Here is a 24,232-nt window from a genome sequence, read left to right as displayed (position 1 = left end):
CATATAATTTCAGTGAAATCCGAACCACTTCCGTTGTCAATCCAGCATCAACTGCAGATAAGTTACGTCCAGCCATTGGTCGAATTTATAGCCCACTTCGCGGAACGTGCCGACCTCTTCAAAGCCAAAGCTCTGATTCAAATGCAGACTGATTTCATTCCCCTGAGCCACGCCCGCGATCAATGTGTGAAAGTTCAGTCGCCGGGCCTCATCGATAATCGCCTGCTTCAGCTGCCGCCCGATCCCTTTCCCGCGCTGCGTCCCCTTCACGTAGAAAGACGTTTCTGCGGTCCGCTCATAAGCCTTGCGGGTTCGCCAGCGGGACAGACAGGCCCAGCCCGCAATTTCGCCATCGCACTCCGCCACCAGAATCGGAAAGCGTTCATCATGCGACTCAAACCAGGGTAACCGCTCCTCAACCGTTTTCGGTTCCAGATCAAAGGTCGCCGTCGATGTCAGAATCGCTTCATTATAAATCTCGGTCATCGCCTCCAGATCCGCCAATTCCGCCCGCCGGATTTTCATCGCTCCTCTCCCTTTCGAAACCTGTTGATCTGGAAAACATGCCGGGCCGCTGCCTGCCGCTGCTGGTACGGATAGCCCATTTGAATAAGACAGCTCAGGCGGGACTGCGGTTCGGGGCTCAAGTCCCCTCAGGCCCCTGCAGACGGGACAGCGGGACTTTGAGAAAATGCACGCCGTCCCGGTTCATAAATACCGTTCCCAGATGTTCTCCATCCAGTTGAATCGTCCGCGCAGAATAATAACGGGCCGTTACCGGCGTCTCCGGCAGCAGCACCACCGTCCGCTTCGCGTCCCACGTCTGCCCGTCATCCAGCGACAGATTATAACTCAGCCCCCGATTGTTGTGTCCCCGGCCCCAGGTCACCAGCACTCTCCCATCGGTCAGCACCGTCAGGTAACGCCCCTCCGCATTATCCCGCTGATCGGGTACCGCGGGCAAACCAGCGATCTGTTTCCAATGCTTCCCCTGATCAGCCGAATGCAGTAACAATGGCCCCATCGCCAGCAGACCTCCGTCCTGCAAACGCACGATCTGCTGAAACTCATGCTGCTTGCCATCGGGGCCCACCAGCGGAAACGCCGTAAGTCTGCCGTTCTCCGGATCAAAGACCCGCGGCACACCAGTCCGCAAAGGCAGCAGCCACTGGCCCTCACTCCAGGGGAGCACATTATGTCGCACCGCCCCCAGATGCTTCCCCTCAACCGGGCCGATCAACCGCTGATCACTCCACGTCTTCCCCTGATCGGCGCTGATCACATACAGCAGAGCCCGCTCGTAATAACCATCGCGGGCTTTATCGTCGGCTATGTAATTCCAGGTCACCAGAATCCGGCCATCGGGCAGCGTGTCTACCGTGCCGGGATAGACTTCGAACTTCTTTACCGCACGAATGACTTCGGGCCGTTTGGCAGACGCCGGAATCGGTTCCGGCTTCGACCACGTCGCACCCTCATCCGTGGAACGCGAACAGAGCAGCACATTATCTCCCTTGAAAACCACGATCAGCGTTCCATCTTCGGCCTGGCAGATCGAAGGATGAATGTGCCCGCTAATGCGTTGCGCCAGAATCGAAACCGGCTGCTCCTCCGCCCGGGCTCCCGGAGAACCAGACATCACTACCAGCAGCATGAGCGCAGCACAAAGGAAAAAACGTTTCATCGCTCCAGCCTCGCCCTTGAATGGAATTCCGTGAACCGAACTCAGTCCGCCCGTTTCTCAGCCGCCGCCTGACGTAACAGCCGCAGTGACGCCTCCACCAGCATCTCACCACTACCGGGCAGCAGATTGGAGTTCGTCACTTCATAACTCCCCCCGGCATACGCGGCCCGGTGCGGAATGTAAATCGTCTCCACCGCGTTCGACAGTTCGACGATAATCGTTGTCTTAAATGGAGAGGCCTGCTTGATCGCCAGCCCCAGTTCCACGAACACCTCGCCCGGCAGACAGACAATCGCCACATCCTCGCCAATCGTCATCACGGTGACATCCACGGGCAGTGTTTCACCAATGCCCGCCAGCGATCGGCTCAAGCCCCACGTAATATGCTGATCAGTTTCCGCATAAGGTTTTTTGTGCCGCATCTGGTCCAGAATCATCTTCTTATACGCGGTCACATGCTCGAAGAAATCCACCTTCCCCCCGGCACGGGCCACCTTCAACAGTTCAATCGAACGTTTCACTTCCGGCTGCGAGGCATCCTGCAAAGGCAGATCCACCACCTGCGACTGTACCGTCAGACCAGTCCCTTTCACCGGCTCCAGTTTCGGCAGTTCCGCTGTGATCGTTTCCCCCAGCGAATTCCCGATGAAGTCCACCTTGTTCCGTACCGACGCTGATGGATTGGAATGATTGATATCACCGCAGCAGCCGGTTCCAAAAATCGAAATCACATCTTTCCCAAGCTTCTCCCGTAGTGTCTCCTGAATAAAGAACGGGTAGTCGGCACTCCAGCGGGTCCCGCCCACCGTATCCAGGTGCAACGCGAAGTTACTCAGCACTCCTTCGTAAGAACCATCTTTCCCATTCTTGATCGCCAGCAGCTCAATCTGTGGATCAATCGGACCAGCGGCCCGGATCACATTCGGATTCTTCAACGACTGCCAGGTCTTCACACTCCCGTCCTTCATCACGAAGCGTCGGTTGAAAGCCACCGGCGTCTTCTGCACAGCCGCCCCCGTTTCCAGCTGCGCCGGTTTCGCAGCCTGATTGGCCGCCACGATCGCTTCCACCGGACCGTTGATCAGTTTTTGAATGTACTCAGCCCGCAGAGGCTGCTGTTTCTCTTTCCCCAGATAGAGATAGAGTTCCTTCATGTAATCGGGGGCCGTATGAGAATGAGTCGCCGCCAGCACGATATTTTCAGCCGGGATCCCCGTTTTTTCAGCAGCCAGCCGACGCACCTCTTTCGAAAGATCCGTGGCCACACCGATCAGATCACACACCACCAGCGCACCTGCCGTATTCCCTTCCCGAAACACAATCGCTTTTGCCTGCAGCGGATCGATCTTCCCTTCCGCCAACCGCTCATGATAATAGCCGGCCATCGGGAAACCGACGGGAGGCGTGATGTCCGTCTCCGCCACTCCCACCTGCAGACCATCGCCTGCATGAGCAGCAGAAACCAGCGACAGCAGACACAGACAACATAACATCAGGCAGCGGGAAACAAACAACATGGAGGGAAACCTTTAACAGGGGTAAGTCAAATTCAGGAGGGAGAGCAGCCCAGTTCAGTCGGCAGCCTTGCCGTCGCGGAGTTGCTTGAACTTCTGATAACCTTTCCAGGCCATCTTCTGTAATTCGGCACGGTCTTTATCAGAAAACGTTTTCGTGATCGGGTTACCGTCACGGTCTTTGTCCCGATCTTTGTTATTCCAGAACCGGATATCGGTAATCGAGTCGACGGGCAGCCCTTCCGGACTCTTATCAAACAGGGCCGCATAAATCGCACACGCCGTCAGATAGGCCATCGTCTGATTCAGATGCGCATCGTTCAGGAACCGCAGTGTCAGATCCGGACGTTCTGTCTGACAATACAGCCCTACCAGCGACATCGGAGCGGCGCTCGCATCGAGCTGCTTCGCCAGCGCCGCAATCGCTTTTGCTTTTTTCATTACCGGCTCCTCATCCGGGGCCGTCCGCAGGGGATTTTTATTCTGTGTCGCAGGCGTCGTCTCATACAGAATCACGCGGGCACCCTGCTCCTTCGCCAGGGCCGCGAACTTCGGAGCATACTGGGCGTACAATGAAGGATCGCCACTGACATCATCCCGATAAGATTGCAGGATGACCACATCCCATTTCGGATGTGGTTGATCCAGTTCCTTAATCAGGCTCTGATGCCGTTTCAACGCGGCACGTGCGTATCGATTCTCTTTATCTTCAGCCGTTTTTTTCAGGTCAGCAATCGTCTGCTCCTCTTCCGCTTTGGTCAGGGAATGCAGCTTCACAAAATTCTGTGAACCCAGGTTCCAGTGATCCTTCAGCCGACGACCGCCATAAATCACCGTTGTCGGTTTGAAGCTCAGCCCCGGATTCCCCGCTTCCGCCATCTGCTTTACCACCTGCGCCAGGTTGTGCCGGGCTGTGTAGCTGTTGCCGATAAACAGCACGTTCAACGTCTGCTTCTCTTCCGCGACGACCGGTCGGCCTGCTCCACTCGAGAGAATTAACAGACAGATCAGACTCCAGGTTATCAGTCGCAGATGTAACAGCATCGCCAGCCCTCTCAAAAGCAGAAATTAAAAACCGGGACAGAACCAATCCCCATTATGAAGTGAGCGCGAGCAGCAGTCAAAGGATTCGTTTCCAGTCCCGGTTTGGCATGAGTCGCCGCTGGTTAATCCACGGTCTGCACATCCAGCGTAATCGTGGCATTGAACAGTTTGGAAACCGGACAACCGGCTTTCGCCTTGCCGGCCAGCTCTTCCACGGTCGCCGCATCTGCGCCGGGAACTTTCGCTTTCAGTGTCAGATGGATGGATTCAATCGCAAAGCCCCCTTCCACCTGATTCAGCGAAACCTCTGCTGTCGTCTCCAGCCGCTCCGCCTTCAGATCCGAGTCACCCAGAATCTTGGAGAGCGCCATCGAGAAACAGCCGGCATGAGCTGCACCAATCAGTTCCTCAGGGTTCGTTCCCTGCTCCCCTTCAAACCGCGTGGAAAAACTGTAGGGCAATTCCTGCAGCGCACCACTGGCGGTCGACACGGTCCCTTTTCCATCTTTGATTCCCCCCTGCCAGACGGCAGAGCCGGTACGTTTAATCGACATCTTATCTCCTCCTTGGTTTGAGGTTGCATTCAGTAAAACACAGAATCCACCTTAGAAAATCCCACTGCAAATGTCACGAGACTTTTCAGAATCAGCTCATCCATGCCCCTCGCTTCACCATGTTCCGGAAAACAGGCTGTTGTCAGCGACCCTGGCAGACGTTACAATCTAACATTCTGACGTTAATGCGAATTTTGCATAGATCTCTTTTCCAGGAGCCCTGACAGGATGACTCAGAACCAGAATCGCCTCACGATTGCGACTTACTTCCTGCTGGCATTACTGATCGCCCCCCTGCATGCACAGGCCGAGAAACCGGAATCGAAGTCTCCTCGAGCGGATCTCCCCTACCAGGTAAAAAAGAGTGATCCCGTTAACCACGAGGTCGAATTCTCCGTCATTGTCACGCCCCCTTACCACTGCAAAGTCCTCAAGGTCTGGGTTCCCGTCCCGCAGACCGATGCGGCCCAGGAAATCGAGGCCAGCGAATTCACGACTTTTCCCCAGCAGGTTTCTCCCCAAATCAGCAACGAACCCGTCTATGGCAACCGCTTCGCTTACTTTGAATTTCACGATCCCCACGGCGCCCAGATCATCACCCATCGCTTCAAAGCCCGCGCGTGGAACCTGCATTGGAACATGGATCCTGCTCAGGTTACCCGGGTCGAACAGTGGCCTTCCTCATTTGAACCCTATCTGAAGCCGCAGACCGTGGCCCAGCCGGAACAGTTTCAGCAGGTCATTCAGAACATCAACGCCGGCTTTCAGAACAAAGGCCCCGGCCTGATTGGCGCGATGAACTGGATTGACCGGAATCTGACCTACGACCATATCCATGCCTCCCTTCAGGCCGATGCGAACCACGCCTTCGAACAACGCCGCGGGCACTGCAGTGATTATCACGGCCTCTGTGCCACCATGGGACGCGCCTTAGGTTACCCGACCCGCGTGACCTACGGACTGGCCCTCTATCCCAAAAACTCCCCTTCGCACTGTAAGATGGAAGCCTACCTCCCCCCGTATGGCTGGATCAGCTTCGATCTCTCGGAGACCCAGAAACTGGCGAAACAGATTCAGTCCGACAAAGAGTTGACCGCGGAGCAGAAAACAGCGCTCACACAAGCCGCCCGCAAGCGCACCCTCTCCGGCTTTCGCGAAAACAGCTGGCTGCTCTTAACACGCGGGACCGACTATCAACTCATGCCCCCCGCGCTGAAACCGGTCCGCGTTGTGCGAACCGTGTATGTGGAAGCCGATGGCGAAATTCTCCCCGAACCCGACCCGGCGAATATCAAAAAACGCGAGTTCTCCTGGATGACCTCACACCGCTACACCGCCGATAAGCCATTCAAAGAACCATTCAAGGATCTCTCCACCCTGAACGCCGATTGAATCAGCTTATGCCACATGGTCCGTGTTTGCGAGAGGTGATTATCCCGCAAGTCCACGAAACGGAATCAACTGCCACAGGCGACGATCACGCAAGTACACGCTGAGCCAGAGCACGACCCCCAGACCGGCCTGGACCACAAAGGGATCCCCTACCCGCCAGTGGGTGCAGATCGCACCGCCCAGGTAGCCGGTCAACAGAATCGCTCCCAGCACCGCCGTCCAGGGAACCAGGTACAGCACCAGGCAGACCAGTTCCAGAATCGCCAACGGTAAAATCATCGATTCCGGCAGCCCCAGTTTGGACATCCCGTCAGTCATTTCCGGTCCCCCTTTGAATTTCATCACGGTGCTCATTCCAAACAGGAACACCACCGGGAGCGCCAGCAGGCGACCGATCCAGACCAGAGCGCGAGGTGTTTTTACCGGCGGTGAAGTTGCTTCATTCATGTCGATTTCCCATCTGAAAAATGAAAGGGCCAGGAGGATCTTTACTGCTGCGTACTCACTGCCGCGATTCAAGTCGACTCAACGGCTGCAGGATCCATATAAAAGACTTCCCAGATATGTCCATCCGGATCCTGGTATCCATGTCCGTACATAAAGCCATGGTCCTGAGGTTCATTATAAGTATTCCCCCCCGCGGCAACAGCCTTGCGCACCAGTTCATCCACCTCGTCCCGACTCTCGCAGCCAAGCGCGAGCAGCACTTCAGTCTGCTGCCTCGCATTACAGATTTCATTCGGCGTGAAATCACTGAAACGGGCATGCGTCAACAGCATGGCATGGATATCCTCACTGATCACGACACAGGCCGCTGTCTCATCGGTCCATTTTTCGTTGATCGAGTAGCCCACCGCCTGATAAAAGGCGATCGATTTGGCCAGATCGCTGACGGGCAGATTCACATAGATTTTATTTGACATGATATCTTCATTCTATCTGAGCAGAGTCTCTTTAACCCTGCTGATCCAGTTTCTCGGCTGCTTCCGCGATGCGCTGTTCCTGCTCTTTCAGTTCCGGCGTCATCGCATCGCCAAAATCTTCCATCTCAAAAAAGGGGCGGATTTCCAGATCCGATTCTTCCGGCATCGGATTCGGACAGCGTTTCGCCCACTCAATCGCTTCTTCCATCGACTTCACCTTCCAGACCCAGTAGCCCGCGACCAGTTCTTTCGTCTCCGCAAACGGCCCGTCAATCACCGTTCGTTCCGCACCCGAAAAACGGATCCGTACTCCTGCCGAACTGGGACGCAGCCCATCCCCCGACAACATGATCCCGGCCTTCACCAGTTCTTCGTTGAAGTTTCCCATCGCGGTCAGCAGTTCCTCGCTGGGCATTTCGCCCGCTTCTGAACTCTTTGACGCTTTGACCATCACCATCACTTTCATTGTCCCACTCCTCTACTGATATCTTATTTGAGTATTCTGTATTTCAGACTCTGTTATCGTTTCACTTCAATTTCCGGCAGCTCAAAAATCGGTCGAATCTCAACCGTCCCCTTCTTGGCCGGGGGCAAACGCTCCGCGATCGCAATCGCCTCATCCAGATTGTCGACATCGATCACATAGTACCCCCCCAGTTGCTCTACCGTCTCGGCGAACGGGCCATCAGTTACCATCTTCCGGTCTTCGCGTACCCGCACACAGGTCGCTGTCGACACCGGATGCAAAGGCGACGATGCCAGGTATTTACCCTGCTCGTTCAATTCGTGACAGATCTCCATCGATTCCTGCATGCAGGCCGACCGTTCTGCTTCGGTCCAGCAGCTTTCCGTACCGTAAATCAGCAACATGTATTTCATAACGATTCCTTTTCACTCCCCGATGATCTCAGATTGAACGGCTTCAGATAAAACACTATTTTCCCGCAGGCAGATTGGGAACCTCAACGAGAGGACGCACCTCTACAGTTCCCCGTCGGGCGCCGGGGATCTGCTTGGCGATCTCGACAGCCGCTTCCATCGAATCCACATCAACCAGAAAGTAGCCTCCCAGATGCTCGGTGGTTTCCGCAAACGGGCCATCGGTCACCAGTGCATCACCCTCACGCACCCGCACACTGACGGCCGTCTCGACCGGTTCCAGCGGTGCAGCGGAACAATACTGATTCCGGCTGTGCAACTTATGACACAAGTCGACAGACTCCCCCAAAGCCACCTTTCGTTCTTCCGGCTCCCAGGCACCGGGGGTCGCATAGACCAGCAACAGATATTTCATCTTCACTCACTCCCATTTTAATTTTTCCGACGATGTTCCGACTTCATAATCTGCAGCCACTCTCCCTCTTCGGTCAGCATTTCACTGGTCAGAATCCACCTGGATTCATCGATCACTTCGATCGCATCTTTATAAGACGTGGTTCCTTCGCTCCCGCACTTCGGCCCCACTGTCTCCAGCGTCAGCTTGCATCCTGTCGCATCCAGACCTCCCTGGTAGGACCAGAGACAGGACATCATTGACCCCGTAAAAGTGCCGACATACTGACCGAGTTTGATATCGTATCCCAGCGTCATCAGTGTCGACCAGGAACCGGATGCTTCATCTTCCCCGCCCCCTTCAATCAGGTACCACATCCCCTCCAGAGAGCGGCAGTTCACATCACCGACCGAATTATAGGTCGGCTCTCCCGGCCCCATCTGGCATTCGGTCTCTGCTATCCAGTTGCCTGTTAACTGCTTCAGCCATTCATGTTCTGCCTGTGGCTTCTCAAACATCTTTCCTCTCTCCTGATTGAACGATCAAAAATTCGACACTAATGCTTTACGAGGCACAGTTACCTGTTACTGAATTGCCGCGTCCCGTTCCTTGATCAGCGCACTGATCTCTTCATTCACCGGACGGATCTCAAACGGTCCCATGCCGATTCCCGGATGCCGCGAAATCAGTGCGATCGCATGATTCAAATCCCGGGCTTCCAGAAATAACAAGCCGCCGATCTGTTCCTTAGTTTCTGCAAAAGGGCCATCGGTCACATCCGCCTGCCCGTTCACGGTCCGCAGCGTCACAGCCTGGCTGGCATGCTGTAGTGCCTGCCCTCCGAGAAAATGGCCTCCCCGCCGGAGTTCGTCATCGTAGGCAAAACATTCTTCCATCGCGGCTGAAAGTTCTTCCTCCGATTTACCCTCCATCCATGCTTCATCGTAATATCCCAGGCAGACAAATCTCATGGTCGTCCCTCATTGAAAATGGTTGTATTGTAAATCGTAATGACTCGATTTAAGTAATCTCTATCAGGCGCCATTAAAGGCCCGCTGCAACCCAGCGATCTCCAGCTTCGTCATCTGCATTAACGCCGCCATCACCCGGCCGGTTTTCTCCGCATCTCCCGTCTGCATCAACTCGGGCAGGATTGTCGGCACGATCTGCCAGGAAAGGCCGAACCGGTCTTTGAGCCAGCCACACTGGCCCGGTTCGCCTCCCGCTGACAGTTTTTCCCAGTATTCGTCGAGCTCGTCCTGACTGTCGCAATTCACCACGAACGAAATCGCTTCGTTGAACTTGAACAGGGGACCGCCGTTCAACGCGGTAAATCGCTGGCCCTCCAGTTCAAAAGCTGCGACCATCACCGACCCCGCGGGCCCCGGTCCCCCTTCGCCGTAACGTGACACATCGAAGCGTTTCGAGTTTTTGAAAATCGAAGTGTAATAATCGATGGCCTCTTCTGCGTTGTTGTCGAACCAGAGGAAGGGGGAGATTTTCGGAATATCTGACATCGTGCTGCTCTTCTCTTTTGATTGTCATCGAGATGGAAATCGGTTTCAGGATCAGCCGTTCTGGTTCTGTTCGAACATCGCCTGCATGCCTGCCTGAATCTCTTCGAAACTCAGATCACGCACATGCGTCGCCACAGACCAGCGATGACCAAAGGGATCATCTATCTGACCGTAGCGGTCGCCCCAGAACATCTCCATGACCGGCATAATCAAAGTCGCACCGGCTTCAATTGCCTGATTGAAGACCGCATCCACATCCTCGACCTGCAAATGAATTGAAACCGGCGTTCCTCCCAGCGCATCCGGTCCTTTCATCCCACATTCTTCGCGTACGTCGGCCAGCATGATCTGGGAATCACCGATCTTCAGACAGGCGTGTACCAGTTTGCCATCCGGTCCGGGCAGCCGCATCAGTTCCTCAGCGCCAAAAGCCTTTTTATAAAACTCAATGGCCTCGGCTGCATTCGAACAAGCCAGGTGGGGAGTGATACTGTGCATGCCTGCGGGAATTGGTTTAACGCTGGAACTGTTCATCATAGTCTCCTGTGACTGAAGGTCGTTTCGATAAGGGACGAGAGCCTCAGACTGTCTGCCAGCCCCCGTTTATGAAGTAGTCGAACGACAGTCCCCCCAATCGACAACCAGCTGTTATTTTTTGAAAAACGGGTCAAACACCGTTGTCCGGCAAGACACCCACAGCCCTAAGCCACTACATGAAAGCACTTTACAACCAGATCTGCAGTAAACATTCTTTGACCATCATTCAGGAGAAATGCGGCTCTCGTCCAGTTCCTGCAGCCGTTTTTCCAGGAACCTTCGCTCCGAAGCCTGATTCACTAAAGACAGGGCCTGTTCGTAAGCGGTCCGCGCTTCAGCATCCCGGCCCGACCGACGACAGAGATCGGCGCGTGCTGCATAGACCAGGTGATATTCACTCAGTTCCCCCCGCGCCAGGATCGCGTCGATCAATTCCACTCCCGCATCAGGCCCCTGTTGCATCGCGACCGCGACCGCCCGGTTCAATTCGACAATCGGGGAGGGCGTCGCCTGCAACAACAGATCGTACCATTCGACAATCCGCGTCCAGTCTGTCGCAGCAGCACTCGGCGCTCCCGCGTGTACGGCAGAGATCGCTGCCTGAATCGCGTAGCTCCCCACCTCCCCCGAGGCGATCGCGCGTTCGACCAGTGCGGTTCCCTCACGTATTTTCTCCCGATCCCAGAGACTCCGATCCTGATCTTCCAGCAGAATCAAATCTCCCTCTGCTGTCGTCCGGGCCTCCCGCCGCGATTCGTGCAGCAGCATCAGAGCCAGGAGACCCATCACCTCGGTATCATCGAGCAGTTCCGCGAGCAGTCGTCCCAGCCGGATCGCCTCTTCCGACAGATCCCGCCTGGTCAGTGAATCACCGGAGGAAGCTGCATAGCCTTCGTTAAACACCAGGTAGACCACAGTCAGCACAGCATCCAGTCGTTCGGGCAACTCGGATCGTTCCGGAATCACATACGGAATATTTGCGTCCCGGATCTTTGCTTTACCGCGGACGATCCGCTGCGCCATCGTGGAGGGAGACGTCAGAAACGCACTCGCAATCTCCTCCGTCGTCAGACCACAGACCTCGCGGAGTGTCAGCGGCACCTGCACCTGGGGGGCAATCGCCGGGTGACAGCAGGTGAAGATCAGCCGCAGCCGGTCGTCTTCCACATCCTGCTCGGAACGGTCGGCATTCTGTGTGGCAACGCCTTCCAGTCGCTGTACGACTTCCTGTTGTGCTTCATCGAAACGGGCCCGACGGCGAAGACTGTCGATGGCTTTGAAACGCCCCGTGGAAACCAGCCAGGCCCGGGGTTGATCGGGAATACCCGTCTCCTCCCATTGCACCACCGCCGCGGTAAAGGCATCGTGCATGGCTTCTTCTGCCAGATCAAAGTCACCCAGCAGACGGATCAGTGTCGCGAACACCCGCCGCGATTCGCGCTGATAGATCGCATCGACCTGCTGTCGAATTGACTGGGAAGAAGTCTCACTCATCTGATTCTGACCTGAAAGGACCCGCGACGTGTTTCACTCTGAAAGCATACTGTAAGGATAGTCAGTTGCCCAGGCAATTCAACAGGAGACGCCGCCGAACGTTCAAAAAGAGTTCAGAATTAAGACTGCTTCACAATCTTACTCAGAATCGGATGATTATCTTTGATATGATACGACAACGCTTTGCGGGCGGTCTTCCAGTCCTCTGCAATCAGTGCCTGCAGAATGGCCTGATGCTGCCGCACCGTTTCGATGGCCGTCTCCCGGTCCTGGTCTTCCCAGTCAAACAGGATGTCATAGTATTTCCCCTGCCGCTGAAAGAAGTCCTGGATGTAATGATTGCCCGCTTTCTCAATGATGTAGGCGTGCAGACTGTTATCGATCAACACTTCAGCATCTTTTGATTCCGGAATCACATTTCCGTCCAGGATCTGCTGCAGTTCCTCTTTGACCAGTCGCGGTTTCGCCAGCTCGAGGGCCTTGAGCTCCAGCAGTTCGCGCACTTCCAGAAACGCCTGCATGTCTTCCTGACGAAACGGTCTCAGCCGCCAGCCCCTGCGGGGAATGTGATCCAGAATCCCGGCTCCCGCCAGGCGATTGAGGATAATCCGCAGTGAGGATCGGCTGATGTTGTACTGTTTCGCAGTCGCTTCCTCCCGGATATCGACTGGTTCGCCCTGCAGACTCAGTTTCACGAAATCATTCGTGATCAGTTCGAACATATCCGTCGGCGGTTTGGGGAGCGCAGCAGACTGTCCCTTCTTCAGCGGCTTGATCTTCCCCTGATTGACCTCCAGGCGACGGTTGGCTCCCTTCTGAAGCAACCCCGCATCTACCAGTTCCGCAAGTGCCAGCCGCACTGGAGAAAAACTGACCTGGTAATGATCCGACAGCGCTTCCAGCGTCAACGCTGCCGGTAACTCCTGCCCGCTGCGCAAGCGAACTTCGAGATCATTCTTGATGTAATTTTTCAGTGACATTGCTTGGGACGGGCGCTCGGTTTCCAGGTCTGATTTCGTTTTCGCAGCTCGAGCCGCATTAGACTATCTTTCTGTCCGATTTGGCTGCAACTTCAGTGTACTGCTCTCTGCAGAGAGAACAAAGTCACCCGAGAGACAATTCCCGAAATGCCGGTGGTAAGCATAAAAAAATCCCCTTGTGCCATGACCGGTACAAGGGGATATACAAATTTGGGGACTAACAGCTGCCTGCCTGTATCAGACTCCCAGTTCATGCCAGGGGCCGGTGATCGCGAAGGTCACACCCGGATCCTGAATATTCACGAACAGCCATTCGCCGTCGGGACTGAAAGTGGCTCCCGCCCATTCGCCGCCGGTAAAATCGCCGATCAGTCGGGGATGCTCACCCTTGTGCAGATGAATGTTATTGATCGCCAGGGTCTGCAGCAGTCCCTTTCGGCTCAGAGTGTGCAACCGTAACGGTTTCAGGTCGGCATCTTCGCACAGCACCAGACCGCCGCGTGGGCTGACAGTCAGGTTGTCGGGACTGTCCAGAATGTCATGCGACGGCGACTGGAACACGAGGCCCAATGTCTGCTCTTCGGGAGAGAAGGCCCAGATCTGTCCCAGCCCGGCTTCGCCTCCGTTCGTGCAGTTGAAGTAGACCAGTCCGTCGCCATACCAGCAACCTTCCAGACGACCAAAGGTAGTCGCCCCCTGGGCTTTCCCTTGTGAGTAAACGCCGAGACCATCATTTTTTCCGGGTGTGTTGCGGCGGATCGGATCTTCAATGTCGACCCACTCAGCGTGATAGCGGACGCCCCGCTGTGCCCCGGTGCGGAGATCATCCTGCCCCTTGATTTTCAGCATCTGCAGCGTCCCCCCTTTGGAGAGGACTTCCTGTTCGTTGGGCAGGAAACGATAGAAGCCCGCTGTATCGCGGTCTTCTGTCTCATAGATGATTCCGTTTTTGGGATCGATGGCCAGTGCTTCATGCACAAACCGCCCCAGGGCCTGCAAAGGCTCCAGCGATGCTGTTCCTTCCGCGGGAACTTCAAATACCCAGCCGTGATGTTTCTCGTGTTCGTACTGCACATCACGAAAACTTTCGTGAGGACCGATCACGGTCTCTTCACATGACAGCCAGCTGCCCCATGGTGTCGGACCACCGGCACAGTTCTGTACGGTTCCCGCCAGGCTCGTCCAGCTCTTCAGCCATTCACCGGTCTTGACGTTGAACTGCAGATTCGCACAGCCACCACCGGCTTTGGGGTCAAAGGTCAGCTCGGGAGGACCAAATGTGCGCGACCCCTTAATTTCGTGATTCCGGCAGATGGTGACGATATCTCCGTTCTGGGCAATCACGCCCATCCCGTCGTGACCTTCCGGAGTGACCACACCATCCGACATGACGTCGCCGGTCCAGCCAAATGAACGATAACGAAAACCGTCCTGTAACCGTAACAGGGGCAGACCGGTAGTCTCATCCGCCACCGGTTTGAGATCGGCGTGATCCTTAACAATCCCCTTGGCAGAAGCGGTAGAGAGAAAACGGGAGAAGACAGTTCCCGCTGCGGGAGCGGTAATAGCTGCCTGTAAGAAGCGGCGGCGTGAGCAGGATTGCGACAATTTTGCCTCGAAAATAATTCACGGGACAACGATGAATATCCGGCTGAAAATGTCGATCCACTTCGACCACCGGATGAATTCATCAGATTTTAACGCGAATTATTAAGTTTTGATGAACAACACATTAAGTTATCTAAATCGTAACTTCTCATGAGTTGTCATCGCTGACTCTTTGACCAGTCAAGCTCAGATTCCCGGGCCAAAACATGGTCAAACCGCTGATGCGAGACCACCGGAAAGTCCTCGGGAAGGGATATCAGGTCCCGATGATCCAGCAGGATGGATGGCCCCGAATGTAATTCGGGGTTGTCGTAGACAACAGGAAACTGTCAGAGCAAACTGCCGAATGAAAGGACAGTCCTCCCCCAACTCAGGGCTGTTTCGTAGCAGGGAACGAATACCCCGACTGCCTGACCCGCGAGGGTTGTTGTTCGCCGGACTCCTTGATGCCTGAACTCCCCTTCATCGCCCCGCTCACTCCCAGAATTTCCGGGTGGCGGGCAATCCGGTCGCTGAAGATGCGGATGTCCCGCGCGATCGGTTCGAGGTTGTTCAACAGGACCGTCAGCGAACTGGCCGACCGGTTCATATTCCGATACAGGTCCGGATCGGAGATAAATTTCTTGAGCGATCCGTCTCCCTGGTTCAGAGCCCGCGTGAATGAATTCAGCTCGGCCATCATGGCATCCAGACGCGACAGGCTCCGGTCAAGCTTAACCACCATCGACTGGCTGTGCTTCGCCAGCGGATCGGTGACCCGCGACAGGTTATCCAGGTTCTGTCCTGCTTTCTGGACCGCGACTTCCACGGACGAGATCGTCCGCTGAGTACTCTCGATCATCGCCGGCATCGCAGCCAGCGAACGTTTCAGATTCTCCTGCTGCTGAGGATCGGCGACGAGCATATTCACATTCTTCATCATCGCGTTCATCTGCCGCATCGCCTGTGAGAATTCCTCCAGCGATGTCGCCGCCCGTTCGACCACGACATCAATATTGCCTTCTTTGGTCTCCAGCAGTCGGTTCATATTCCCCGCCAGCTTACCCCATTCCTGGCTGGTCTCGGTGAAGGCAGACAACGTCTTGCTCACCTGCTGTTCCATACGATAGACAACTTCCATCGGATCCGTCGAAGCCTGGCCAATCAGCCGCTCGCCTGGCTCCAGAAACTTCTTATCGACACCCGGCGAGATCACGATCTTCGAATCCCCCATGATGCTCGTCACAATCTGCGGGCTGGCATCTTTCCGCAGATGCTGTGTTTCATCGATCTTAACCAGCAGCACCACACCCGGCTTGCTGTCGCTGGTAATGATCTTATCGACTTCACCAATGCGGATGCCGTGCCGCACGACGGGCGTTCCACGATGCACGCCGGAAATCGACTCGAACCGCATCGCAACGGTATATTTCTTCTTCCAGAGGTTTTCCAGCTGGCCGAACTGAAAGATCATCCCCGCACCAGTCAGCAGTGCAGAAATCACGAACAGTCCTACTCGAAATTGTATCTGGCGATCCGTCATATTAACCTCAATCCGATCTCGTCCCTGAGATCATACTCGTAACTCATGAAAACCTGTTTTGTACGTTCTGCTGACCTGTGTTAACCCGCTTCTGCCATCTCCCGCAGTCGATCCCCGGCTTCGCCGTGGACGAACTGATGCACGCGGGGGTTGGAGGACTGAAAGGCTTCCTCCGCGGTCCCTTCGAATACAATCTGTGGTTCATCGGGCTGCAGTCGAGACAGTGGATACAGCATGATGATCCGATCCGCGACCTTTCTGACCGTGCTCATATCGTGCGTGACCACAATACTCGTTACTGGCCGACGGGCTCGTGTCTGCAGAATCAACTCGTTAATCACGTCAGTCATGACCGGATCCAGTCCAGTCGTGGGCTCATCATACAGCATGACTTCCGGAGTCATGGCCAGCGCCCGCGCCAGCCCGACCCGCTTTTTCATCCCGCCGGATAACTGGGCCGGCTTCTTCTGACAGATGGTTTCCGACAGGCCGACTTCTCGCAGCCGCTCGACGACAATCTGGTCGATTTCCGCTTTCTTCAGCTTGGTATTCTGCTTCAGCCCGAACGCCACATTTTCATAGACCGAAAGACTGTCGAACAAAGCTGCCCCCTGAAAGAGGTAGCCGATCCGCAGTCGGTCGCGGTGCAGTTCCCGCGTGCTGCGATCTTTGATCGAACGCCCGTGCCAGAGCACGTCACCGGTTGAGGGCTCCAGCAGGCTCATGATCATTTTCATGGTCACACTTTTGCCGCAACCACTCTCGCCGATCACGACCAGCGTCTCACCGCGTCGGACACCGAACGTAATATCGCGTAACACGTCATGCACCCCGAAACGCCGCGAGACGTTCCGCAGTTCGACAACATAATCCGGATCTGATTTCCGTTCATTCATAACTAAACGTACTCTGATTCCCGTTCACGCGTTTCAGGCTACCTGAGCACACCCGGATACACGGTCTGCATGAAGTGGTAGAAGTTGACAATCGAAACCCCCAGCATGAAGTCGAGAATCATGATCACAATAAAGGAATACACAAACGCTTCGGTTGCCGCTTTACCAACCCCTTCCGCACCAGCCCCGCAATGGAAGCCCCGGTGACAGGAGATCAAAGAAATAGCAGCACCAAAAAAGAAGCTCTTGAAAATTCCGCCCATGACATCATAAGCGAACACAAAATTTTTCGAATAATACCAGTAGTAAAAAGAATCGACTCCCAGGATCTGGGTACTGAAAAACCAGCCCCCCAGAATGCCGATCGCATCCGCGATGATAGTCAACAGTGGAATCAGCAGGCAGCAGGCCAGGAACCGGGGTACCACCAGGTAGTGAATCGGGTCTGCACCGAGTGCACGTAAGGCGTCGATCTGTTCGGTCACCCGCATCGTTCCCAGTTCCGCAGACATGGAAGTTCCGACGCGTCCCGCCAGCATGATGGCTGCCAGCACGGGACCGAGTTCTTCGACCAGCGAAATCGCAATCACGGCACCAATCTGGTTCTCCAGATGCATCAGCTTGAACTGATCGTAAGACTGCACCGCGAGCACCATACCGATAAAGCCGCCCGTAATCAGAATCACGGGGATACTCTGAATCCCGATGTGATACATGCACGACCAGAGATTACTCCGGGGAGGCAGCCGGGTGATGATCCAGCCCAGCATTTCCCAGGCAAACAGGAACAGGTCGCCCAGCAGACAGACAAGATTGATCACTCCGCGTCCCAGGCCATGAATAATGGTGTCTCGCGGGACCGAAGGTGAAGCCGATGACATTAACTGTTTCCAATTCAGACTTTAGTTGACAAGAGGCAGCAAAACTGAGGGCGGAAGGTTAATCAATTTTCCGATTTGGATCGAGACCATTTCTACCCCACCGACGGGAAATCCACGGCAAACTGATTTTCCAGCCGGAAATCGACATTTTGGAAGTTGAGTCTTTTCGAAACCGACCGTTTCCTGATAAGATAGATCAAAATCAACTGAAGTGATAAACTGTCATCTATCTTCAATGCACGTATTGATTTAATGCACGTTCCCCGCCTTGGATTTCCAGCGGAAACGCGAATCTGCAGAACGTGTTTTCACCTGTGACACCCAATCCGAAGACCAACCCCAAAAGTAAGGATAGGTAAGATGAGATTTTTTTCTGTCGCGCTGCTGACTGCTCTTTCCCTCACCCAGATTCCGGCCCTCTCCGCCGCAGACCAGAAAAAAGACCCTGCCATCGAGCAGGCAAAATCCAAAGTGCGTGCCGCCGGCGGCTCAGTACTGGAACTGGCTCAAAACGATGACCGCCTCGAAGTTGCCTTTCACCTGTCAGATCAGAAAGTCACCGACGACACGCTCAAAACGCTGGCAGGACTCACCAAAGTCTCTTCCCTGAACCTGCGGGGCACCGAAGTCACCTCTGCCGGGCTCGCACACCTGAAGAACCTCAAAGACCTGACCCACCTCCACCTGGAAAAAACCAAGGTCGACGATGCCGGGCTGAAACACCTGCAGGCACTTCCCAATCTCGAATACCTGAACCTGTATGGCACCGCGGTCACTGACGCTGGAATCTCTCAGCTCAGTCCTCTGAAAAAACTGAAACGCCTCTACGTCTGGCAGACCAAAGTCACCCGCCCCGCTGGACTGGCGCTGCAGGAGCAGATCACCGGTCTGGAAGTCATCGGCATTCCTGAACCACCAAAACCAGTAGCCGCCGAAAAGCCGGAAGTTCCCAAACCTGCTGAGAAAAAACCGGAACCCAAGAAACCGGAACCCAAAAAAGAAGCGAAGCCTGCAGAAAAGAAAGCCGCGAAAAAAGAAGACAAGAAACCGGCTGAAAAGAAAGCAGACGAGAAAAAGCCCGCAGAGAAGAAAGAAGCTGCGAAAAAAGACGAGAAGAAGAAATAAACGCGTCTTACAACCAGGTATCACCTTACGCAGGGCTGTCTTCAGCCCTGCGTTTTTTAAGGAGTGAGTTTCTTTGGAGATCACCTACCATGAGGAAATCCTCGCTCCCATCGAAATCGTCTTCGACTTTCTGAATGACGATGAAAAGATGAAACTCTGGATGGAAGGGCTCGAGTCGACCGAGTATCCCGAAGGCAAAAATGACGATGCCCCCGTGGGCACGATCTTTGTGCAAACCATTCGGGAAGGCGGGCACTCACAGCAGTATGCGGGCATCGTCACTGAATACGATCCTCCCACACTGATCGGCGTGCAGCTGCAGAGCAATGCCTTTCGCGTCGACGTCACCTATGAGCTGACTGACCGGGGACGCAAAACCGATCTGGATTACACCTGCGAGCTGGTCTTCGCTTCGCTGTTCTATCGCATCATCGGTGTACTCTTCAAAGGTCTGACAAATCGGATCCTGAAAAACCAGATGAAATTACTGAAACAGCTGTCAGAACAGGCAGCCGTCCGTCGCTCTCCTCCACCGGAAGCGTAGGGCTACTTCTTCTTTTTCTTCTGCTCGCTGGCCAGTTCCTCGGGGGTTTTCGGCCCCAGGTTATACAGCCGTGCCGTCTTGTCGTAACAGGCCACGCACATCCGCAGACCATCCGGATGAAAGTCCAGATCGTAAGGCACACTCTTGACCTTCTGCGAAACGAACGGCTTCTCCTCTCCCAGTTTCCAGAACCAGATCATCCCGGAAGAATTCCCCCCGGCCGCTGCGATGAAATCGTTTTCCGGATGAAATCGCACGCCCCAACAGGTTCCTTTGAAGTTATCACTGGGAGTCATCACCGCTAACCGCTTGCCGGTCTCCCAGTCAAACAGAATCACGGTGGGCACACCAATGCCTGCGAACGCATTGGAAACTTCGCCGATCCCGCTGATGGCAAAATACTTTCCATCGTGGCTGATATCCATCCCGCGTACGCCGCCGATATGACCATGAAAAGTAGTGTCGTATTTGTAGATCGCACTTCCGTCGAAGTCCCGGACCAACTTGCCACTTTCCACATCCCACTGTTTCACATTCCCGCGCAGGTCTCCCGAAATCAGGTAGCGACCACCAGGATGAAATTTGACGTTGTAGACCTGGTGTTCGTGGCCCTCCAGCGTGCGGATCAGCTTCGCTGTGTCGACCGACCAGATCTTCACCAGACGATCATTGCCCGCCGTCGCCACCAGCTTTCCGTCTGGACTGACGGAAACGCCCCGGACAAATCCCTTGTGAGCATCCACCAGGTGCTGAGGTTTGGGTGACTTGGATTCCAGGTTCCACCAGGCGACTTTGCCTTCGTAGGCGCCCGTGATTAGCAGGGGACTGGAACGATCCACGTCAAACCGCCTCACCCAGCTGTTATGACCGAGCAGCTCCGTATTTTCTGCACTAACCAGATCCCAGCGATGAAAAGCCGATCCCTGTGCCCCCGCCAAAATGTAGTTTCCACTCGCATCAATCTTGCACGAGTAAAGGGGGCGTGAATTCTGGTAAGCGGCCATCTCGCGAAACAGACTCGGATCAGCAGCCGGCTGCTTGCCTGTATACAGTTTCACGATCTCCTGGAATTCTTTTTCTTTCGCCTGGAGAAGACTGTGCTGCTTCTTGGCTTCTGCAACTTCTTTCTTAAGCTCCCCCAGTTGCTTCTGTTTTTCTTTCACAGACGCATCCCAGGTTTTGATCTGCGCTTCCCGGGCTGCTATCTGGCGGGCCAGCGCTGCACTGTCGGGCAGTGGCTTGGGAGCGACGAGGGGATCAGCACTTCTCAGCTGTTGCTGCTTCGCTTCCGCCTGTTTCACCTGCGTCAATACTGCCTGATCCACCTTGATCTGGGCTGCCGTTGTTTTGATCTGCTCCTGCAGTTGCTGAATCTCTCGATCAGCGACCCCATATTTATCTGAGACCGCTTTAACCACCTGAAACTGCGCTGCGGTCTGCGCCGCGGACTTACGGGCATCGAGTCTGGCGAATTTCAGCGCCTCAGGTAATGGGGTCGGTCCCTGCTCTGGAATCGGTTTGACAGCCATGACTGGCGCTGTGTCTGCAACGGGTTTTTCCGGCTGCTTGTCGGCGGCTTCCACCGTCAGCGGTACTGAAGTCATCGCCAGCAGCAGGCAACTGTTCCAGATTCGTTTCGCGTTGCGGGCACTCACGCCAGAATCTCCTTGATCGGTTCTGTTTTGGGATCCGCCTTGGCAATCGGTTGACCGTTGGGGTAGAACTCTTCCGTCGAATCCAGTCCCACAGCCTGGTAATACGTATGGAACAGGTGACCGCCGTTGACTTCGCGGTCGATGACTTTGGTTCCCGTTTCATTTGTCTTACCGGAAACCGCGCCCCCTTTAATGCCTGCACCGCCCAGAGCAATCGACCAGGCCGATCCCCAGTGATCGCGGCCAATCCGTGAGTTGATTCGCGGTGTTCTGCCGAACTCGCACATGCAGATAATCAGCGTGTGCTCCAGCAGGCCCCGGTCGTACAGGTCTGAAATAAATGTGGCAAAGGGTCGATCGAACTCGCCCAGCTGCTCGATATGGAAGTTGAAGTTTTCCGAGTGTGTGTCGTAGTTGGTATGCCCGACTTTGACAAACGTCACACCCTTTTCGATCAACTGACGCGCCATCAGGCAGTGACGACCAAAGTCATGCTTGCCGTAACGCTCCAGGTCTTTGTCAGAGAACTTGCTGAAATCAAAGATATCACTGCGTGACATCAGCGCTGCCGCCTGATCGAACGACTCGTTATACACTTCCGTGTGTGCGGTCTTGCGCTTCTGTTCAAAACGCTGACTGACCTGGCTCCGCAGTTTGCGACGCAGCAGGTCTCGCTCTTCACTCAATGCATCATGACGTCCCAGGTTATTGGGAGCCCGTCCGCCGGAAAGTACCAGGGGCGCATGTCGCGGTCCCAGGAATGTCGACTCAGCCGAAGAGCCTCCCGCTCCTACCGAGATGTAGCCCGGCAGTGGACTGTTCGGCGGTGCCAGGTGATGCGAGAAGGTCGATCCCAGATAGGGGAACGCGAAGCCGGGCTGTTCCTTCCGCCCGGTCTGCATAATATAGGCCCCTTTAGCGTGGTTGTTCTCTTTCGTATTGATCCCCCGCACCAGGGCCAGATGATGCATCTGTTGCGCCGTGTAAGGCAGCAACTCACTGATATGCACGCCCGGTGCCGATGTCGGAATTGACAGGAATGGACCGCCGGTCTCGGTTCCCGGTTTGGGATCCCAGGTCTCCAGCTGACTCACGCCTCCGGAGAGCCAGAACACGACAACCTGCTTCTGTTGCGCTGCCAGTTGTTTGGCTGCAGTTGCCTGGGTCATTCCCTGAAAACCCAGCATGCTCAAAGCACCGGCGGCCGTGCCTCCTAAAAAGGATCGCCGGCTGAGCGAATCGTGAGATCCACAGGCATAATTACATCGCATGGTCTCTCCTCCCCTGCTTTTGATGTTCTTGTTCGAACGTTGTTTCTCTATTAATGATTGAATCGGAATTCTGAAGACATCATCAATGCCCAGACGAGATCGATCACCATGTCATTTCGCGCCGTGCCGGTTTTTCCTGCCAGCAGTTCGGCGACTTCCTGAGTCTCAGTCGCATCGGGACGACGACTCAAGACACTCAAATACAGTTCCTCGGCAATCTGTTCCGGCTGATCCGCGGGGATCTTCAGAACTCGATCTGCCGTATTTCCACTGCGTGGCGAAAGGATACCCTGAATTGATCCATTGTTGGACAGATACAGGATCTGATCGGCCGTTGTTTCAAAACCTTCCACCGGTTCACCGGGCAGGCCACCAAACAGCGACACAAACTGGCGTTCGTATCCAACCAGATTCTTCCGCAAGGCTGCTTCTGAAAGTTTATCCTTCAAGCTCTGCCGATACACTTCAGCCTGTCCCGTCGCTTCCAGCACGGAACGCGAAAACTGTTCTGGAGTCAGGGGCTTCAAAATCGCATGGGCAAACTGCGCGTCAGACAGTTCCTGATCGGACTTACTCGCAAACAGCTCATTGCTACTTGAACGCTGATAGGTTTTGCTCAGCACCAGTTCCCGCAGATACCACTTCAGATCATATCCGCTGGCAGTGAACTCATCCGTCAACAGTTCCAGCAGCTCGGGATGCGAAGGCGGATTATCGGAATGATCGGCGTCCAGCGGATGCACGATTCCCCGCCCCATCACCATTGCCCACAGACGATTGGCCATCGTCCGGGCGAAGCGTCGATTCTGTGATGAGGTCAACGCATCCCCCAGTTGCGCCCGTCGGCTGTACTTGGGAATCGGCCGCACATCTTTGGCCGGTTTGACCTTATACTCTTCCCCTTTTTTGAAAGCGGGCTCGTCAACCTTGGGACCATTGAACACAACCGGTAAAGTTGTCTCGGGCCCCTTGGAAGTTTTATCGCGAACCTCAAAGACCGACTCAAATTTGACTTCACCCTCTGCCTTCTCGGCAAACACGGTCTGCTTTTTCTTTTTATCCGTGAAAACAAAACTGCGGACCAGGAAGGCTGAGATGCCGTAATAATGATCCTGTTTCCAGTCCGCGACTTCCGGGTGATCGTGGCACTGGGCACACGTCAGGTCGGCTCCCAGAAAAATGCGGCTGATGTCACGCGTGAGTTCATTCACATCCCCATCGCGGGCCAGGTAAAATCGTGCCTCCGCCTGTTGTCCCTTCCCGGAACCATCGGCGGCCAGAATTTCCCGCACCAGTTGATCCAGGTGTTTATTCTCCGCGACCGCATCCCGCAGGTACTCCTCCCACAAGGTCACGTTGATGTACTTCTTCCGCAGCCGCTCCATCAGCATCACATCCAGACGCTGAGAAATGTGCCGCGCGTACTCGGGTGATTCCAGTAGTTGATCTACCAGGGTGGCCCGCTTGTCCGGATGGCTGTCATCCAGAAACGCACGCGTCTGTGTAACCGTGGGAATGCGTCCTGTCAGATCGAGATACACCCGGCGGACAAATTCTGCATCACTGCAAACGGGGGAAGCGAGCTTCGCATAATCTTTGGTGCCCTTCCGAATCTGTTCATCAATCAGAGACGAGATTCGACGGACGACGGGTAAAGTCGGCTTACTGGCGACAAGCGGCTCATCAGCTTTGGTCGCAGAATTGGCACATACCAGGTGTGGAACCAGGGTCGGGCATGAGAAAACGATCAGAAGCGAAACGTAAACGCGCATGTTTGGTCGAAACATGGGTCTCCTTTCTTCCGTCCTCTTCAAATTG

At 54.9% G+C, this 24,232-nt stretch carries 26 protein-coding genes; 3 read left to right on the top strand and 23 right to left on the bottom strand.

Annotated features, from left to right (window positions below):
* Positions 1–36: 36 nt before the first annotated feature.
* From RID21_RS04260 to RID21_RS04240, 5 genes are all read right to left on the bottom strand, one after another.
* Entirely contained in the window at positions 37–525 is a 489-nt protein-coding gene (locus RID21_RS04260; protein WP_350187325.1) for a GNAT family N-acetyltransferase, read from the bottom strand.
* 118 nt (positions 526–643) lie between these two features.
* Entirely contained in the window at positions 644–1,684 is a 1,041-nt protein-coding gene (locus tag RID21_RS04255; RefSeq protein WP_350187324.1) for a sialidase family protein, read from the bottom strand.
* A 41-nt stretch (positions 1,685–1,725) separates the two neighbouring features.
* On the bottom strand, positions 1,726–3,201 hold the full coding sequence (locus tag RID21_RS04250) for a neutral/alkaline non-lysosomal ceramidase N-terminal domain-containing protein (protein WP_350187323.1): 1,476 nt from the start codon (positions 3,199–3,201) through the stop codon (positions 1,726–1,728).
* Positions 3,202–3,255: 54 nt separating this feature from the next.
* Complete coding sequence (locus RID21_RS04245) at positions 3,256–4,242, bottom strand: hypothetical protein (RefSeq protein WP_350187322.1); 987 nt, start codon at positions 4,240–4,242, stop codon at positions 3,256–3,258.
* A 122-nt stretch (positions 4,243–4,364) separates the two neighbouring features.
* Positions 4,365–4,796 (bottom strand): OsmC family protein, encoded by a 432-nt coding sequence (locus RID21_RS04240; RefSeq protein WP_350187321.1) that lies wholly within the window; start codon positions 4,794–4,796, stop codon positions 4,365–4,367.
* A gap of 228 nt (positions 4,797–5,024) precedes the next feature.
* Between RID21_RS04240 and RID21_RS04235 the strand changes: the two genes are divergently transcribed.
* The gene (locus RID21_RS04235; RefSeq protein WP_350187320.1) at positions 5,025–6,188 is read left to right on the top strand and encodes a transglutaminase-like domain-containing protein; all 1,164 of its coding nucleotides are present in this window, start codon (positions 5,025–5,027) and stop codon (positions 6,186–6,188) included.
* Between the two features lie 39 nt (positions 6,189–6,227).
* Here RID21_RS04235 and RID21_RS04230 read toward each other — a convergent pair whose 3' ends face one another.
* The 15 genes from RID21_RS04230 to RID21_RS04160 all read right to left on the bottom strand — a co-directional run bounded on the left by RID21_RS04230 (position 6,228) and on the right by RID21_RS04160 (position 17,819).
* Positions 6,228–6,635: a DoxX family protein gene (locus RID21_RS04230; protein WP_350187319.1), complete on the bottom strand. Its 408-nt coding sequence runs from the start codon at positions 6,633–6,635 to the stop codon at positions 6,228–6,230.
* 68 nt (positions 6,636–6,703) lie between these two features.
* Positions 6,704–7,111: a VOC family protein gene (locus tag RID21_RS04225; RefSeq protein ID WP_350187318.1), complete on the bottom strand. Its 408-nt coding sequence runs from the start codon at positions 7,109–7,111 to the stop codon at positions 6,704–6,706.
* A 31-nt stretch (positions 7,112–7,142) separates the two neighbouring features.
* Positions 7,143–7,577: a YciI family protein gene (locus RID21_RS04220; protein WP_145037834.1), complete on the bottom strand. Its 435-nt coding sequence runs from the start codon at positions 7,575–7,577 to the stop codon at positions 7,143–7,145.
* 53 nt (positions 7,578–7,630) lie between these two features.
* A complete protein-coding gene (locus tag RID21_RS04215; RefSeq protein WP_145181425.1) occupies positions 7,631–7,990 on the bottom strand; it encodes a YciI family protein in 360 nt (119 codons plus the stop codon).
* A 55-nt stretch (positions 7,991–8,045) separates the two neighbouring features.
* Positions 8,046–8,405, bottom strand: coding sequence for a YciI family protein (locus RID21_RS04210; protein ID WP_350187317.1), 360 nt, complete (start codon positions 8,403–8,405; stop codon positions 8,046–8,048).
* Positions 8,406–8,422: 17 nt separating this feature from the next.
* The gene (locus RID21_RS04205; RefSeq protein WP_350187316.1) at positions 8,423–8,902 is read right to left on the bottom strand and encodes a DUF1579 domain-containing protein; all 480 of its coding nucleotides are present in this window, start codon (positions 8,900–8,902) and stop codon (positions 8,423–8,425) included.
* A gap of 66 nt (positions 8,903–8,968) precedes the next feature.
* Complete coding sequence (locus tag RID21_RS04200) at positions 8,969–9,355, bottom strand: YciI family protein (protein WP_350187315.1); 387 nt, start codon at positions 9,353–9,355, stop codon at positions 8,969–8,971.
* A 63-nt stretch (positions 9,356–9,418) separates the two neighbouring features.
* Positions 9,419–9,901: a VOC family protein gene (locus RID21_RS04195; RefSeq protein ID WP_350187314.1), complete on the bottom strand. Its 483-nt coding sequence runs from the start codon at positions 9,899–9,901 to the stop codon at positions 9,419–9,421.
* A gap of 51 nt (positions 9,902–9,952) precedes the next feature.
* Positions 9,953–10,435: a VOC family protein gene (locus RID21_RS04190; RefSeq protein ID WP_350187313.1), complete on the bottom strand. Its 483-nt coding sequence runs from the start codon at positions 10,433–10,435 to the stop codon at positions 9,953–9,955.
* Positions 10,436–10,660: 225 nt separating this feature from the next.
* Positions 10,661–11,932 (bottom strand): RNA polymerase sigma factor, encoded by a 1,272-nt coding sequence (locus RID21_RS04185; RefSeq protein WP_350187312.1) that lies wholly within the window; start codon positions 11,930–11,932, stop codon positions 10,661–10,663.
* A 119-nt stretch (positions 11,933–12,051) separates the two neighbouring features.
* Positions 12,052–12,912: a GntR family transcriptional regulator gene (locus RID21_RS04180; protein ID WP_350187311.1), complete on the bottom strand. Its 861-nt coding sequence runs from the start codon at positions 12,910–12,912 to the stop codon at positions 12,052–12,054.
* 237 nt (positions 12,913–13,149) lie between these two features.
* Positions 13,150–14,520, bottom strand: coding sequence for an alkaline phosphatase PhoX (locus tag RID21_RS04175; RefSeq protein ID WP_350187310.1), 1,371 nt, complete (start codon positions 14,518–14,520; stop codon positions 13,150–13,152).
* A gap of 370 nt (positions 14,521–14,890) precedes the next feature.
* On the bottom strand, positions 14,891–16,042 hold the full coding sequence (locus RID21_RS04170; protein ID WP_350187309.1) for an MlaD family protein: 1,152 nt from the start codon (positions 16,040–16,042) through the stop codon (positions 14,891–14,893).
* Positions 16,043–16,122: 80 nt separating this feature from the next.
* Positions 16,123–16,938 carry an ABC transporter ATP-binding protein gene (locus RID21_RS04165; protein ID WP_155363637.1) on the bottom strand — a complete coding sequence of 272 codons (816 nt, stop codon included), beginning with the start codon at positions 16,936–16,938 and terminating at the stop codon, positions 16,123–16,125.
* A 38-nt stretch (positions 16,939–16,976) separates the two neighbouring features.
* Positions 16,977–17,819: an MlaE family ABC transporter permease gene (locus RID21_RS04160; protein WP_350187308.1), complete on the bottom strand. Its 843-nt coding sequence runs from the start codon at positions 17,817–17,819 to the stop codon at positions 16,977–16,979.
* Between the two features lie 360 nt (positions 17,820–18,179).
* Between RID21_RS04160 and RID21_RS04155 the strand changes: the two genes are divergently transcribed.
* Both RID21_RS04155 and RID21_RS04150 read left to right on the top strand, forming a co-directional pair.
* Positions 18,180–18,944, top strand: a complete 765-nt coding sequence (locus RID21_RS04155) for a leucine-rich repeat domain-containing protein (protein WP_350187307.1) — start codon at positions 18,180–18,182, stop codon at positions 18,942–18,944.
* 73 nt (positions 18,945–19,017) lie between these two features.
* Positions 19,018–19,488, top strand: coding sequence for an SRPBCC family protein (locus RID21_RS04150; RefSeq protein WP_350187306.1), 471 nt, complete (start codon positions 19,018–19,020; stop codon positions 19,486–19,488).
* Positions 19,489–19,490: 2 nt separating this feature from the next.
* Here RID21_RS04150 and RID21_RS04145 read toward each other — a convergent pair whose 3' ends face one another.
* The 3 genes from RID21_RS04145 to RID21_RS04135 are packed head-to-tail and all read right to left on the bottom strand — an operon-like array spanning position 19,491 to position 24,201.
* Positions 19,491–21,143, bottom strand: coding sequence for a hypothetical protein (locus RID21_RS04145; RefSeq protein ID WP_350187305.1), 1,653 nt, complete (start codon positions 21,141–21,143; stop codon positions 19,491–19,493).
* Complete coding sequence (locus tag RID21_RS04140) at positions 21,140–22,414, bottom strand: DUF1501 domain-containing protein (protein ID WP_350187304.1); 1,275 nt, start codon at positions 22,412–22,414, stop codon at positions 21,140–21,142. The genes RID21_RS04145 and RID21_RS04140 overlap by 4 nt, the downstream gene beginning before the upstream one ends.
* Before the next feature lie 50 nt (positions 22,415–22,464).
* Entirely contained in the window at positions 22,465–24,201 is a 1,737-nt protein-coding gene (locus RID21_RS04135; RefSeq protein WP_350187303.1) for a DUF1549 domain-containing protein, read from the bottom strand.
* Positions 24,202–24,232: the final 31 nt, after the last annotated feature.

It is taken from the genome of Gimesia sp., assembly GCF_040219335.1.
In the GTDB taxonomy this organism is placed as follows: Bacteria; Planctomycetota; Planctomycetia; order Planctomycetales; family Planctomycetaceae; genus Gimesia.
Note: the sequence above shows the minus strand (reverse complement) of the source record. Positions and strands in the feature narration are given on the sequence as shown.